The 14,209-nt window shown below is 70.5% G+C and carries 14 protein-coding genes; 5 read left to right on the top strand and 9 right to left on the bottom strand.

Features of this window, described 5'->3' with window-relative positions; all coding sequences use genetic code 11:
- Nucleotides 1–21: 21 nt before the first annotated feature.
- A complete protein-coding gene (locus ACO2TI_RS15920; protein ID WP_423285812.1) occupies nucleotides 22–510 on the bottom strand; it encodes an aminoacyl-tRNA deacylase in 489 nt (162 codons plus the stop codon).
- A 221-nt stretch (nucleotides 511–731) separates the two neighbouring features.
- Here ACO2TI_RS15920 and ACO2TI_RS15915 point away from each other — a divergent pair, with 221 nt between their 5' ends.
- Genes ACO2TI_RS15915 through ACO2TI_RS15905 form a run of 3 tightly spaced genes read left to right on the top strand, consistent with a single transcriptional unit; the run spans nucleotide 732 to nucleotide 3,188 of the window.
- Nucleotides 732–1,697: a thiamine pyrophosphate-dependent dehydrogenase E1 component subunit alpha gene (locus ACO2TI_RS15915; RefSeq protein WP_423285810.1), complete on the top strand. Its 966-nt coding sequence runs from the start codon at nucleotides 732–734 to the stop codon at nucleotides 1,695–1,697.
- 28 nt (nucleotides 1,698–1,725) lie between these two features.
- Entirely contained in the window at nucleotides 1,726–2,721 is a 996-nt protein-coding gene (locus tag ACO2TI_RS15910; RefSeq protein WP_423285808.1) for an alpha-ketoacid dehydrogenase subunit beta, read from the top strand.
- Between the two features lie 38 nt (nucleotides 2,722–2,759).
- On the top strand, nucleotides 2,760–3,188 hold the full coding sequence (locus tag ACO2TI_RS15905) for a hypothetical protein (RefSeq protein ID WP_423285806.1): 429 nt from the start codon (nucleotides 2,760–2,762) through the stop codon (nucleotides 3,186–3,188).
- Nucleotides 3,189–3,251: 63 nt separating this feature from the next.
- Here ACO2TI_RS15905 and ACO2TI_RS15900 read toward each other — a convergent pair whose 3' ends face one another.
- The 5 genes from ACO2TI_RS15900 to ACO2TI_RS15880 form a co-directional block, all read right to left on the bottom strand.
- Entirely contained in the window at nucleotides 3,252–4,055 is an 804-nt protein-coding gene (locus tag ACO2TI_RS15900) for a TenA family transcriptional regulator (protein WP_423285805.1), read from the bottom strand.
- A 185-nt stretch (nucleotides 4,056–4,240) separates the two neighbouring features.
- Nucleotides 4,241–5,800, bottom strand: a complete 1,560-nt coding sequence (gene ahpF / locus ACO2TI_RS15895; RefSeq protein ID WP_423285804.1) for an alkyl hydroperoxide reductase subunit F — start codon at nucleotides 5,798–5,800, stop codon at nucleotides 4,241–4,243.
- 145 nt (nucleotides 5,801–5,945) lie between these two features.
- Nucleotides 5,946–6,509: an alkyl hydroperoxide reductase subunit C gene (gene ahpC, locus ACO2TI_RS15890; protein ID WP_423285802.1), complete on the bottom strand. Its 564-nt coding sequence runs from the start codon at nucleotides 6,507–6,509 to the stop codon at nucleotides 5,946–5,948.
- 196 nt (nucleotides 6,510–6,705) lie between these two features.
- Nucleotides 6,706–7,254 (bottom strand): hypothetical protein, encoded by a 549-nt coding sequence (locus ACO2TI_RS15885; RefSeq protein WP_423285801.1) that lies wholly within the window; start codon nucleotides 7,252–7,254, stop codon nucleotides 6,706–6,708.
- A 114-nt stretch (nucleotides 7,255–7,368) separates the two neighbouring features.
- The gene (locus ACO2TI_RS15880) at nucleotides 7,369–9,096 is read right to left on the bottom strand and encodes an acyl-CoA synthetase (protein ID WP_423285799.1); all 1,728 of its coding nucleotides are present in this window, start codon (nucleotides 9,094–9,096) and stop codon (nucleotides 7,369–7,371) included.
- A gap of 50 nt (nucleotides 9,097–9,146) precedes the next feature.
- Here ACO2TI_RS15880 and ACO2TI_RS15875 point away from each other — a divergent pair, with 50 nt between their 5' ends.
- Together ACO2TI_RS15875 and ACO2TI_RS15870 are read left to right on the top strand one after the other, a co-directional pair.
- Nucleotides 9,147–9,986, top strand: coding sequence for a 2OG-Fe dioxygenase family protein (locus ACO2TI_RS15875; protein WP_423285797.1), 840 nt, complete (start codon nucleotides 9,147–9,149; stop codon nucleotides 9,984–9,986).
- 251 nt (nucleotides 9,987–10,237) lie between these two features.
- Nucleotides 10,238–12,712 carry an ATP-binding protein gene (locus ACO2TI_RS15870; protein WP_423285795.1) on the top strand — a complete coding sequence of 825 codons (2,475 nt, stop codon included), beginning with the start codon at nucleotides 10,238–10,240 and terminating at the stop codon, nucleotides 12,710–12,712.
- Between the two features lie 88 nt (nucleotides 12,713–12,800).
- On the opposite strand, the gene ACO2TI_RS15865 is transcribed toward ACO2TI_RS15870, so the two are convergent.
- The 3 genes from ACO2TI_RS15865 to ACO2TI_RS15855 form a co-directional block, all read right to left on the bottom strand.
- Nucleotides 12,801–13,238, bottom strand: a complete 438-nt coding sequence (locus tag ACO2TI_RS15865; RefSeq protein WP_423285793.1) for a hypothetical protein — start codon at nucleotides 13,236–13,238, stop codon at nucleotides 12,801–12,803.
- Between the two features lie 155 nt (nucleotides 13,239–13,393).
- Nucleotides 13,394–13,726 carry a hypothetical protein gene (locus ACO2TI_RS15860; protein WP_423285791.1) on the bottom strand — a complete coding sequence of 111 codons (333 nt, stop codon included), beginning with the start codon at nucleotides 13,724–13,726 and terminating at the stop codon, nucleotides 13,394–13,396.
- A gap of 148 nt (nucleotides 13,727–13,874) precedes the next feature.
- On the bottom strand, nucleotides 13,875–14,207 hold the full coding sequence (locus tag ACO2TI_RS15855; RefSeq protein WP_423285789.1) for a hypothetical protein: 333 nt from the start codon (nucleotides 14,205–14,207) through the stop codon (nucleotides 13,875–13,877).
- Between the last annotated feature and the right edge of the window lie 2 nt (nucleotides 14,208–14,209).

Genomic DNA, 14,209 nt, shown 5'->3' with positions numbered 1-14,209 from the left:
CCCGGATTGTGCCGCCCCGATTCAGGCCATCGCGCAGTTCACCGGCCGCGCCTGCAGCAGCTGCGTCAGCACGGCCGGCTCGATGCCGACCAGGTAGCCGCGCCGCCCGCCGTTGATCAGGATCTTGGGCAGCTCGAGCACTGAGGCCTCCACGTAGACCGGCATCGCCTTGCGCGTGCCGAACGGCGAGGTGCCGCCGACCAGGAAGCCGCTGTGGCGCTGCGCCACTTCGGGCGCGCAGGGCTCGACCTTCTTGCAGCCGATCTCGCGCGCCAGCGCCTTGAGGCTGACGTGGCGGTCGCCGTGCATCAGCACGATCAGCGGCCGCGCCGCCTCGTCTTGCATCACCAGCGTCTTGACCACCTCGTGCTCGGGCACGCCGAGCTGGCGCGACGACTCCGCGGTGCCGCCGCGGTCGACGTAGTCGTAGAGGTGTTCCGTGAACGTCACCTTCTCGCGCCGCAGCAAGGCGGTCGCCGGGGTCTCGCTGGCGTGGTCTTTCCTGGACATCGGCGCAGTGTGCCGCGCCGCGGGGCGGCCCGGCTTGTACCGGCTTGCGCAGTGCCACCCTCCCCCCGCGAGGGGAGCCATGGCCCGATTCGCCGGGGCCAATGGCTCCTTCGGTTCATGCGCCGCGGCGAGACGGTTCCTACAGTCCTGTCCAACGCTTGGCGCCGCCTCGAACGGCGACCGGGCGTCCCCCGGTACCCGATTGACGCTGAGGACTGACCATGTCGATTGCCCCCAAGAACGCCCACGAGTCGCTCGCCCTGCTCGAGGCCATGCTGCTGATCCGCGGCTACGAGGAACGCCTGTCCACCCTGTTCGCCGCCGGCCAGGCGCCCGGCACCTGCACCTCCGTCGGCCAGGAGGCCAGCGCCGTGGGGGTGGTGCGCGCGCTTGGGCCCGATGACCGCATCCTCACCAACCACCGCAGCGCCGGCCACCTGCTGGCGCGCGGCGCCGACCCCGCGCGGCTGTTCGCCGAGGTGCTGGGCAAGGCCAGCGGCTACTGCAAGGGCAAGAGCGGCTCGCTGCACATCAGCGCCAAGGAGCTCGGCGTGGTGCTGACCTCGACCATCGTCGGCGGCGAGCTGGCCATGGCACCCGGCGTCGCGCTGGCCAAGCAGCAGCTCGGCGAGCCCGGCATCGTGTGCGTGTTCTTCGGCGACGGCGCGGCCTGCGAGGGGCGTTTCCACGAGGCGCTGAACCTGGCCGCGACCTGGCGCCTGCCGGTGCTGTTCGTGTGCGAGAACAACCAGTGGCAGGCCTTCGTGTCGCGCAGCGTCACGATGCCCGGCGAGACCATCGCCGCCTGGGCCGCCTCGCACCAGATCGAGACCCTGACCGTCGACGGAAACGACATCGTCTCCGTCTCGCACGCAGCGCAACGCGCGGTCACGCACATCCGCGAGACCGGCCGACCCTACTTCCTGGAGGTCTCGACCTACCGCCTGCGCGGCCACTACGGCCCGGATGACCAGCACTACGTCGACGCCGCCGAGCTCGCGCACTGGAAGGCGCGCGACCCGATCGAGCGCCTGCGCTCGCAGCTGGTGGCGCAGCGCGTGCTCGGCGACGGCGAGTTCGCGAGCCTGAAGCAGCGCGTCGCCGACGTGCTGGAGGCAGCGCTGGCCCAGGCCCTGGCGGCACCGGCCGCCGACCTCGCCGAACTCACCACCGATGTCTACGCATGACCGGCCCGGCCGATCGAAGGAGATTCAGATGACGACCACCTCGATGACGATGCAGGCCGCGATCACGCAAGCGCTGGCCGAGGAGATGCAGCGCGACGCGCGCGTGCTGGTGATGGGCGAAGGCGTTCGCCACCGGCTGGAGGACATCGCGCCGCGCTTCGATGCGACGCGCATCCGCGACACGCCACTGGCCGAAGGCATCATCGCCGGCACCGCGGTCGGCGCCGCGGCAAGCGGCCTGCGCCCGGTGATCGACCTGCTCTACGCGCCCTTCATGACGCTGGCGATGGACGAGCTGATCAACAGCGCCGGCAAGCTGCGCTACCTCTCGGGCGGCCAGTTCGCGTTCCCGATGGTCGCGCTGGCCAGCACCGGCGCCGGCTGGGGCGTCGGCGCGCAGCATCATCACAACCTCGAGGCGCTGTTCGCCCACTGCCCGGGGCTGAAGATCGCGATGCCGTCGAACCCTGCCGATGCGAAGGGCCTGCTCAAGGCCGCGATCCGCGACGACAACCCGGTGCTGTTCTTCACCGACCTCGCGCTGGGCCTCGCGCACGGCGAAGTGCCCGACAGCGCCGAGCACCTGGTGCCGCTGGGCCGCGCCAAGGTCGTGCGCGAGGGCCGCGACCTCACGCTGGTGAGCTACGCGAAGACCGTGGGCCATTGCCTGGCCGCGGCGCAGCAGCTCGGCGAGGCCGGCATCTCGGCCGAGGTGATCGACCTGCGCAGCATCAAGCCGCTGGACATGGCGAGCGTGATCGCCTCGGTGCGCAAGACCGGGCGGCTGGTCGTCGTGCACGAGGCCAACCGCTTCGCCGGCATCGGCGCCGAGATCGCCGCCGAGGTGGCCGAGCAGTGCCACGGCCGCCTCAGGTCGCCGGTGCGCCGGCTCGGCGGGCCCGACGCGCCCGCGCCGGCGGCATGGGCGCTCGAACAGGCGGGCGTCCCGTCGGCGGGGCTCATCGCCGACACGGCCGCGGCTCTGCTCGGCGGCGAGCGCGTCGCGCAAGCGGTCGGGGCGTGAACCCTTTTCCCTGAACTGAACGAACCCGAGGAAACACCATGAACACCATCTCGCTCGCCGGCTCCGAACGTGTGCCGGCCATCGCACGCCGCTGCCTGCAGCTCGCGCTCGTCTACCTGATCGTCGGCATCGCGATCGGCATCGGCATGGGCGCGACGCAGGACTTCACGCTGCGCCCGGTGCACGCCCACATCAACCTGCTGGGCTGGACCACGCTGGCCCTGGCCGGCCTGACCTACGGCGTGTTCCCGGCGCTCGCCGCCAGCCGCCTGGCCGCCGTGCAGTTCTGGCTGCACAACCTCTCGCTGCCGGTGATGATGGGCTCGCTGGCGATGCTGCTGCTCGGCAAGCCGCAGGTGGCCCCGGCGCTGGTGGCGTCCGAGTTCGGCATGGCCGGCGCGATCGTCGCGCTGACGGTCAACGCCTTCATCAACCTGCGCGGGCCGCGCGCGCCGGCCGCCGCCTGATCCGCGGCGATGGCGCAAACGACAAGGGCGCCCCGCGGGGCGCCCTTGTGCTTGACGGGCCGATCAGGCTGCGGCCAGTTCGCCCAGCGTCGAGGCGTTGCAGGCGGTCTCGTCGAACACGCCGTGCTCGAGCGCGCGCATCGCGCCGTCGAGCGCCATTGCCATGTAGCCGTAGCTGCTGCGCACCGCGCGGCGCACCGCGTCGATGTCAGCCGCCGAGGGCGCATGGCCCAGCAGCGTCGCGACGATGTCCAGCGCCTCCCACGGGTGCGTGTCGTCGTACTCGGCATGCACGCGCAGCCAGCGCGTCGCCGGCCCGCGCACGGCCTCGGGCAGCGAGGCGGCGTAGTCGGGCTTGGAACAGACGACGCAGGACCATTCGCCCGTCGCGCCCTCGACCGCGTAGTTGGTGGCCGCGATCGCCACCGGCAGGCTGGCGTGGTCGCTGACGTGCCAGCACCAGTGCGCCAGCGCGTGCAGGCTCTCCATGTCCTCGCCGCGTTGAAGGTCCTCGAGCGTCAGGCCGGCGGCCCGTGCCCATTCGACCCAGTGCTTGGCGTGGCTTTGCTCGACGCGGATGTTGTGCATCAGGTAGCTGCGCGCCATCTCCTGGCCGCGCCCGCCGCCGTAGCCCGTCTTCTTGAGGTTCATGGCCATGAAGCGCGGGAACTGCTCGATCGTCGGCCACACGCCGACGAGGAAGCGCTGCATCACGGCCAGCGGCAGCTGGGCGTCGCGCATCAGCGCGAAGAGCTCGTGATCGACGACGCGCGCCTTGGCCAGCGCCGTGTCGCGCACCACCTGCTGCAGCCACACGGGGTAGCTGGTGATGTCCTTGAGCTCTCCGGTGCGACGGAATTCCTGCATACGACGCCTCCCTTGGTTGGCGGATTGTGAGGCACCAAGGAATATCGTAGGGACGGCGCCGCAACAACGATCCAGGGGGAAACGTCGGTATCGAGTTGCGGCAAGGCGCGCTATTAACGCGCCTTGCCGTGGCTGACGTCACGCCAGTCGCCGCCCGCCCCTGCAAGACAGCGAGCGAAGCGCCCTCAAGCCGGCATGCGGATCAGGTGATCGAAGGCCGACAGCGCCGCCTTCGAGCCCTCGCCGGCCGCGATGACGATCTGCTTGTAGGGCACGGTCGTCGCGTCGCCCGCCGCGAACACGCCCGGCACGCTGGTCGCGCACTTGGCGTCGACGATGATCTCGCCGTACTTGCTGAGCTCGACCGTGCCGCGCAGCCACTCGGTGTTGGGCACCAGGCCGATCTGCACGAACACGCCGGCCAGCTCGATGCGGCGCTCCTCGCCGCTGGCGCGGTCCTTGAAGCGCAGGCCGTCGACCTTCTGGCCGTCGCCGGTGATCTCGGTGGTCTGCGCGTTCACGTGGATGGTCACGTTGGGCAGGCTCTTGAGCTTGTTGACCAGCACCGCATCGGCCTTGAGCTCGGGCGCGAACTCGATCAGCGTGACGTGCTCGACGATGCCGGCCAGGTCGATCGCCGCCTCGACGCCCGAGTTGCCGCCGCCGATCACCGCGACTTTCTTGCCCTTGAATAGCGGGCCGTCGCAGTGCGGGCAATAGGCCACGCCGCGGTTCTTGTACTCGGCTTCGCCGGGCACGTTGACGTTGCGCCAGCGCGCGCCGGTGGCCAGGATCAGCGAGCGCGTCGAAAGCTGGGCGCCGTTCTCGAGCGTGACGCCGATGGTCTTGCGCTCGCCGTTCGCCGGCTCGATCGAAGCCACGCGCTGCAGGTTCATGATGTCCACGTCGTAGGCGCGCGCATGCGACTCCAGCGCGGCCGAGAACTGGGGCCCTTGCGTCTCGAGCACCGAGGGGTAGTTCTCGATGCCCAGCGTGTCCTGCGTCTGGCCGCCGAAGCGCTCGGCGACGATGCCGGTGCGGATGCCCTTGCGCGCCGCATAGACCGCAGCGGCCGCGCCGGCCGGGCCGCCGCCGACGATCAGCACGTCGAAGGTCGGCTTGGCCGAGAGCTTTTCGGCGTCGCGCGCGGCCGCGCCGGTGTCCAGCTTGGCAACGATCTCGGCCAGCTCCATGCGGCCCGATGCAAACGGCTCGCCGTTGAGGAAGACCATCGGCACCGCCATGATCTGGCGCTGCTCGACCTCCTGCTGGAACAGGCCGCCGTCGATCGCCACGTGGCGGATCTTCGGGTTCAGCACGGCCATCAGGTTGAGCGCCTGCACGACGTCCGGGCAGTTGTGGCAGGTCAGGCTCATCCAGGTCTCGAAGCGGAACTCGCCGTCGAGCGACTTGATGCGCTCGATCGTCTCGTCGTCGACCTTGGGCGGATGGCCGCCGGCCTGCAGCAGCGCCAGCACCAGCGAGGTGAACTCGTGGCCCATCGGCACGGCCGCGAAGCGCAGGCCCATGTCTTCACCGGCGCGGGTGATCTGGAACGAGGGCTGGCGTGCGTCGGTGCCGTCGAAGCGGGCGGTCACCTTGTCGCTGAGCGCCGCGATCTCGCCGAGCAGCTCGCGCATCTCGTTGGCGGCATCGCTCTCGTCGAGCGAGGCGATCAGCTCGACCGGCTGCGTGAGCCGCTCGAGGTAGGCGCGAAGCTGGTTCTGCAGATTGGTGTCGAGCATGGCGTTACTCCGGGCAAGGCAAGTCCTCTCGACCGCACCCGCAAGGCACAGTCGACAGGACCCGAGGGTCCGTGTCGTGGGGGGATGCCCGCCCGGGATCCGGGATGCGCGGCAAGCCGCGCGGGCGGGCATCAGGTGGAACGCGTCAGATCTTGCCGACGAGGTCCAGCGACGGGGTCAGCGTCTTCGCGCCTTCGTTCCACTTGGCCGGGCAGACCTGGCCGGGGTTCTTGGCGACGTACTGCGCGGCCTTGAGCTTGCGCAGTGTTTCCTTGACGTCACGCGCGATCGCGTTGTCGTGGATCTCGGCGGTCTTGATCACGCCCTCGGGGTTGATCACGAAGGTGCCGCGCAGGGCCAGGCCTTCTTCCTCGATGTGCACGCCGAACTGGCGGGTCAGCTGGTGCGTCGGGTCGCCGATCAGCGGGAACTGCGCCTTGCCCACGGCCGGCGAGGTCTCGTGCCACACCTTGTGCGCGAAGTGCGTGTCGGTGGTGACGATGTAGACCTCGGCCTCGAGCTTCTTGAACTCGGCGTAGTGCTCGGCGGCGTCTTCGACTTCGGTCGGGCAGTTGAAGGTGAAGGCGGCCGGCATGAAGATCAGCGTCGACCACTTGCCCTTGAGCGTCTGCTCGGTGACTTCGACGAACTTGCCGTTGTGGAAGGCCTGAACCTTGAAGGGCTGGACGGTGGTGTTGATGAGAGACATGTCTTTCGGGTGGTCAGTGGGTTGAAGAACCTGGCTGCGACCGGGAAGGCCTTTCCTGTCGCAACGCAGCATAGTTTACGGCTATTCAGTACCACCTATCGATTGAGCATTACAAGCCACCCGATAGGCAATGCCAAAAAGCCAAGGCGGCCCGGGCGTCCGCTCGGGACGCCCGGGCCGCCGCCGGGGGCGTGGGTCAACGCTTGTCGTAGCGCTGCTTCGCCGCCGCGACGCAGCTGTCCTTGGCGTCGCCGGCCAGGCTGTCGCAGCGTTCGACCGCGGCCTTGTACTCGGCCTTGCGCTTGTCGCTCGCCGCGTCTTGGCGGTTCTCGGTGTTGGCCATCGCCATCTTGGCGTCCGCCTTGGCGCGCGTTTCGGCGGCCTTGGCGTCCTTGACGCAGACGTCCTTGGCGTTGCCCGACAAGTCGTCGCAGCGCTCCTTGGCCACCGCGTAGTCGGCCTCGGCGCGCGCGATGGCGATCTTTTGCTGGTCAGCCGGGCGGCCGCTGCGGCGGTATTCGAGCTGCGCTTCCTCGACCTTGCGCTGGCCCTTGGCCTGCTCGACGCACACATCCTTGGCGTTGCCGGACTGCTGGTCGCAGGCCTCGCGCGCGGCCTTGTAGCTGGCCTCGATCTGGTCCTTGGCCGCCTTGTGGTCGCCGGTGCCGACCGTCTGGGCCTGCAGGCCGCCGGCGAAGGCGGCGCCAAGCGCCAGTGCCATCAGTGAGTGGGTGAAGCGAGACATGGCATCTCCTTTGGTTGGGTGATGCATTCAGTCTCGTGATCCACGCGGGCAGGCTTCGCCGGCCGACGCCGTGACCGCATGTAGGACCGCGCCTACGCGCGGGCGGCCTCAGGCTCAGCGGCCGGCCGCCTCGCGGGCGCGCGCTTCCTCCTGCAGCCGCAGCACGCGGCGCTGCACCTTGCCGGTGGTGGTCATCGGCAAGGCCTCGATGAACTCGATCTCCTTCGGGTACTCGTAGGGCGCCAGCCGCCCGCGCACATGGCGCTGCAGTTCCTCCACCAGGCCCGGCGACGCGGCATGGCCGGGCGCGAGCACGACATAGGCCTTGACCAGCGCGCCGCGCTCGGCGTCGGGCTTGGGCACGACCGCGGCGTTGGCCACGGCCGCGTGCTTGACCAGGCAGTTCTCGATCTCGCTCGGGCCGATGCGGTAGCCCGCGGCCTTGAAGACATCGTCGCTGCGGCCCTGGTACCAGAGGTAGCCGGCCTCGTCCATCATGGCCGTGTCGCCGGTGCGGCACCATGAGTCGCCGGGATCGCCGGTGAACTTGGCACGCGTGGCGTCCTCGTTGCGCCAGTAGCCGAGGAAGAAGATCGGATCGAGGTCGCCGTGGCGGTCACGCCGGTGCAGCGCGACGTCGCCCGGCGTGCCGGGCGGAAGCTCCTGGCCCTCGTCGTCGACCACCGCGATGCGGTGGCCGGGATAGGCGCGGCCCATGCTGCCGGGGCGCGCCGGCCAGCCGGCCTGTTCGCGGCCCTGCGCATCGACATGCCGCGAGCAGTTGCCGACGATGTAGTTGATCTCGGTCTGGCCGAACATCTCGTTGATCGTCAGGCCCAGCTGTTCGCGGCCGTAGGCGAACACCGCGTCGCCGACCGCCTCGCCGGCGCTCATGATCGCGCGCAGGTTCAGCGCGTAGCGCTCGCGCGGATGCGGCACCGCCTTCATCATCGCCTTCAGCGCGGTCGGGAACAGGAAGCTGTGGGTCACGCGGTGGCGCTCGATCAGCTCGAACGCGCGCTCGGGCCCGAAGCGGCCCTGGAAGCCGACGATCGGGCGGCCGAAGTACAGCGAGGGCAGCAGCGCATCCATCAGCCCGCCGGTCCAGGCCCAGTCGGCCGGGCTCCAGAACACCGCGTCGTCCTGAGGGAACCAGTTCTGCGAGCAGACGAAGCCCGGCAGGTTGCCGATCAGCGCGCGCTGCGGGATCAGCGCGCCCTTGGGCGGGCCGGTCGTGCCGCTGGTGTAGATCAGCACCGCGGCCTCGTCGGCATGCGTGGCCAGCGCGTTGAAGAGCGCCGACTCGCGCGCCAGCGCCGCGTCCCAGTCGAGGCTGCCCTGCCCTTGCGCGTCGCCGACCGCGACGATGTGCTCGAGCGCCGGGCAGGCCCCGGCCGCGGCGCGCAAGCTTGCGATGCCGGTCTCGTCGGCGATCGCGACGCGCGCCTCGCTGTCCTTGAGGCGGTACTCCAGCGCCTCGGGGCCGAACAGCATCGACAGCGGCATCGCCACCGCGCCGAGCTGCTGGATCGCGATGTGCGCGATCGCCGTCTCGGGGCGCTGCGGCATCACGATCGCGACGCGCTCGCCGCGCTCGACACCCAGGCGCTCGAGCGCATGGGACAGGCGGTTGGCCTGCGCCTGCAGCGCGGCGTAGGTCAAGGTCGCCGTGCGGCCGTCCTCGCGCTCGTAGAGCACCGCGGCGCGCTCGGCATGGCGCGCATCACGCGCCCAGCGCCCGCAGCAGGCCTCGGCGATGTTGAACAGCGCCGGCACGCGCCAGCGGAAACCACGGTGCAGCGCTTCGTAGTGGTCGTCATCGGCGCCGGTGCGCAGGGCCATTCGTCATGTCTCCATTCGACGGGAGGCCGCATGCTAGGCTGACCGCCGCCATGACACACCCGAGCATCCCCGCACCGTCCTCGGTCCCGGCGTCCGATCTGCGCCCGCCGGCGGCCGCGCACTTTCCCCAGCCCGCGCCGCGCGAGACGCTGGCGACCCAGCTGCGCGCCAGCGGCTACGCGGTGCTGGCGCCCGACACGCTCGGCGCCCTGGTCGGCCACGCGCCGCGCGAACTCGACGCCACGCTGCACCCGTTCTGGCGCGACCTACCCGCCGATGCCCACCTGAAGGACGGCGGCCGCTACCGCCACCGCCGCCACGGCTGCTACGTGCAGCAGCTCGCGCAGTCCGGCGCCCCGCTCGAGGCGCAGCCGCACCGGGCGCATTGGCAACCCACCACCTACAACGCGCTGCACGGCGGCATCGAGCGCTGGTTCGAGCCGCTCGACGCGGCGATGGCCGCCAGCGCCGCGTGGCGCGACCTCGTCGCCGCGCTCGGCCTGCTGTTCGCGCAGGCCGCCGCACGGCGGCCCGAGGCCTGGTTCATCGAGGCGCATCCGTTTCGCATCGACACGCGCGACGGCGTCGGCCGGCCCACGCCCGAAGGCGCGCACCGCGACGGCGTGGATTACGTGGCCGTGCTGCTGGTCGAACGCCACGGCGTGCGCGGCGGCGAGACGCGCGTGTTCGAGGCCGACGGCCCGCACGGCGTGCGCTTCACGCTCGACGCGCCGTGGAGCGCGCTGCTGCTCGATGACGCACGCGTGATTCACGAGAGCACTCCGATCCAGCCCCTGGTGGATGGCCAAGTCGGCGGCCAAAGCGAAGGCTGGCGCGACACCCTGGTGCTGACCTACCGCGCCGGCGGCTTCCAGGCGCCGCCGGGCTGAGCGGACCGAAAGCCGGCGTGCATCGGCAGCCCGGCGAAACCGACCGGCCCGCCGCACGGCATCGCGGCGGCAGAACCTTGTGCTGCAGTTTGCGGCGAGGACAGCGCGGCGATCGGCATGGCGGGCTCCGGGTCGGTTCGAGTGGCCAGTCTGCTCGGCCGCCGCCGCAGCGTCCTTTGGCAAGCTGAAGGGTTCTGAAGCGTCGCCGGCGGCGCGGCGACAATCGGCCGCTTTCAGCCGTTTCGACAGCCTTGACCGCCTCGCTTCGCTTCGCCTCCTGCGAGATCCGCCCCGCGCAGCGCCAGCTGCTGGTCGATGGCCAGCCGCAGGCGCTGGGGGCGCGTGCCTTCGACGTGCTGCTGGCGCTCGTGGAGCGGCGCGAGCGCGTGGTCACCAAGGCCGAGCTGCTCGACCTCGCCTGGCCCGGCCTGGTGGTCGAGGAGAACAACCTGCAGGTGCAGATCAGCGCGCTGCGCAAGGCGCTGGGTGCCGGGGCCATCGCCACCGTGCCGGGGCGCGGCTACCAGTTCACGCTGGTCGAGGACCGGCCCGCCGCCGCCCCGCCGGCCGCCACGGCGGTGACCGCGCCGCTGCACGCGCTGCCCGAGCCGGCCAGCACCATGCTCGGGCGCGAGGCCGAGCTGGCCATGCTGGAGCAGGCCCTGGCGAGCGAGCGCCTGCTCACGGTGGTGGGCCCCGGCGGCATGGGCAAGACGCGGCTGGCGATCGAGGCCGCGCACCGCCATGCCGCGGCGCAGGCGCACGGCGCGGCCTGGGTCGAGCTCGCGCCGCTGGGCGACGCCGCCTTGCTGCCCGGTGCGATCGCCGCGGCGATCGGCCTCGAGCTGCAGGGCACGGCGAGCCTCGCCGCGGTGGCCGCCGCGCTGCGCCCGCTGTCGATGCTGCTGGTGCTCGACAACGCCGAGCACCTGCTGGAGTCCGTCGCCGCGACCGCCGCCAGCCTGATGCGCGCGGCCCCCGGCCTGCGCCTGCTGGTGACCAGCCAGGCGCCGCTGCGCATCGACGGCGAAGTGGTGCTGCGGCTCGACGCGCTGGGCCTGCCCGCGCCCGACGCCCCGCTGGCGGAGGCCGCTCGCTGCCCCGCACTGGCGCTGCTCGTCGAGCGTGCGCGCGCGCTCGACCGCCGCTTCGCGCTCGGCGAGGACAACCGCGGCGCGCTGATCGAGATCTGCCGCCGCCTCGACGGCCTGCCGCTGGCGCTGCAGCTCGCCGCCGCGCGCCTGCCGATGCTCGGCGCGCACGGCGTCGCGCGCCATCTCGACGAGCGCTTCAAACTGCTGGCCGCCGCCGGCGCGCGCGACGCCGCGCCGCGTCATCTTTCTCTGCAGGCAGTGATCGACTGGAGCCACGCCCTGCTCGCGCCCGACGAGCAGCGCGCCTGGCACCGGCTCGGCGTGTTCGAGGCCAGCTTCTCGCTGGAGGCGGCGCAGGCGGTGCTGGCCGACGAGTCGGCCGAACCCTGGGCCGCGGCGGAACGGCTCGCCACGCTGGTCGAGCGCTCGCTGGTGAGCGCGGACACGCGCGATCCGCCGCGCTATGCGCTCAGCGAGACCGGCCGCGCCTATGCACGGGCCAAGGCCCGAGAGGCCGGCGAGGCCGACGCGCTGAAGGCGCGCCACGCGGCCATCGTGCGCGAGACCTTCGAGGCCGCGCCGGACACCTTTCTCGTCAGCACCGACCGCGACTGGCTCGCGCGCTTCGAGCCCGAGCTCGAAGACTTGCGCGCGGCGCTGGGCTGGGCCATCGTGAAAGAACCGGCGACGGCCGCCGCGCTGATCGGCGCCGCCGCGCCGCTTTGGCGCTACCTCTCGCTCGACGACGAGGCGCGGCGCTGGATCGATGCAAGCGCCTCGGCCGCGCAGGGCGAGCTGCCCAAGCCGATCGCCGCACGCTGGTGGCGGGCCGCGCAGTGGGCCTGGGCCGAGCAGGACGCCGCACGCTCGCGCGAGGCCGGCGAGCGTGCGCAGGCGCTGTACCGCGAACTGGGCGACGCGCTGGGCCTGTATGCCGAGCTGACCGCGATCGCCGGGCAAAGCGATGCCGAGACGGCCAAGGCCGCGCTCGACGAAGCGCTGCAACTGGAGCGACCCGACTGGCCCTTGCGCGTACGCGCGTGGGGCTGGCGCGCGCGCGCCGACGTTGCGCGCATCGCGCAGGACTGGGCTGCAAGCCGCGAAGCGCGTGCGCAGGAACTCGCGCTGCGGCGGGCGGCCGGCGACGAGCGCGGCGCGCTGCGTGCCGAGCTGCATCTGGCCGAGTTGTCACTGGCATTGGGCGATGCCAAGGCGGCCGAGATGCAGGCCGGCGCGCTGGTCGAGCGGCTGCGCCGCGAACGCGCGAGCCTGACGCTGTGCCGCGCGCTGTTGCTGCAGATGGAGGCCTTGCTCGCGCAGTCGCAGGCGGACCAGGCGGCAGGCATGGCGGCCGACGTCGTGCGGCTCGCGCGGGATGGCGGCGCGCTGGTGCGTGCGGCCGAGGTGTTCGCGTGGCTGGCGGTACAGCGTGGACAACGCGATATCGCTCAGCGGCTGCACGCTTGGGCAGGGACAAGCGATTCGTCGGGCGGCGCGCCGGGCTTTTCGCCGGCGCGCCTGGCGACCACGGCCGCACTGATCGAGTCGACGGATGCCAAGAGCGTTGCCGTCACGCTTGACGAGCAGATCGAAGCGCTGCTTGTTGCTGCGAGCGGCGCGACTCGTGACTGATCGCTAAAGCCCGCCGCGGGTCACGGGGCGTTGCTGATCGTTGGATCCAGTTCGAGCGTGCGGCCGGACCCGTCGGTCGCCTTCAGGTTCACGTCGTACTTGTACTCGCGGCTGTCATTGTTCTTGTTTTCCACTCGAACGCCGAGCCGCCGTTCACGACCTGGCCTTCGGAAAACGTCGGATCGCTGCCGCCGATCGCGATGCCGTCGTCCGCAAATGCCCAGCCGGACGTGTTGAGCACCCAGCGCAGTTTGAGGTTCTCGGGTTTGCCGCGCAGGTCGATGCTCTCCTGAACCTGGATCACGCCATCGACCACCGTCACCGGGATGACGATCTCGTTGGCCGACTCGGTCTGGGTAGCCGCCGCGGCGCTGGCGACGCGGGTCGATGAAGCACGGCTCGCCGTGCCTTCGCTGCCTCCGCCACAGGCGGCAAGCAGAACGGTCAGGCTCGCGGCAATGGCCAGCCGCGAGGCGCGGCGATGAGAAGCCGCGAATTCGAAAGCGTTCACTCGATGAACCTCCATACGTTTGTTGTTGCGATCGCCGTAGACGATCGCAACGACGCTAGCACGCAGCGGTGGACCCGACGGTGTGCCCCGACGTTTGCGCAGTTGCGCGCGACGTGCGCGTGACGGATCACACGCACGGATGCGGCATGCCCCTTTGGAGATGAGGCGACTCAGCCTCCACCGTCTCCGTTGTTGATCGTCGGATCGAGGCTGATCACCGGCCCCGACCCACCCGCGGCCTGGACATTGACGTCGTACTTGTACGTCTTGCTGTCGTCGTTCTTATCCTTCCACTGGAACTCGCTGCCGCTTGCCGTGCGTTGCGACTCCGAGAATTGGGGTGACGGGTTTTCGATGACGATCCCGTTGGCGGTGAATTCCCACCCTGGCGTCGACAGGATCCAGCGGATCTTGACGTCCTTGGGTTTCTTGGTCAGGTCAACGACTTCTTGCACCTGGATCTGACCGTCGACGACGGCGACTGGAACCTGCACTTCGTTCATCCCTTACTCCTTGTTGGCTCGCTTGGAGAATCGGCCGCCCGGCCTGCTCGGAATTGAGCTCTGAACAACCAGGCTTCCTCGGCTCACGCGGGCCTCGCACGACCAAGCGTGCTTCTCTCGCCGGCGTGATTGGTAGAAGACAGTCGACTCAGCCGCCGCCGTCCCCGTTGTTGATCGTCGGATCGAGACTGAGCGTCCGACCCAACGTGTCCGTGGCCTGAACGTTGACGTCGTACTTGTACCTCCTGCTGTCGTCGTTCTTGTCCTTCCACTGGAACTCGCTGCCGCCGGCCGTCCGCTTGGGGTCTGAGAACTGGCTCGACGAGTCATCGATGACGATGCCGTTCTCGGTGAACTCCCAACCGGGGGTCGATAGAACCCAACGGATCTTCACGTCCTTGGGCTTCCTGGTCAGGTCGATCTCGTCCTGGACCAGGATCCTGCCGTCGACGACGGTGACTGGAACCTCCACTTGATTCATGC

The organism is Caldimonas sp. KR1-144 (assembly GCF_049446155.1).
GTDB lineage: Bacteria > Pseudomonadota > Gammaproteobacteria > Burkholderiales > Burkholderiaceae_C > Rivibacter.
This window is presented reverse-complemented; position numbering and strand designations above follow the sequence as displayed.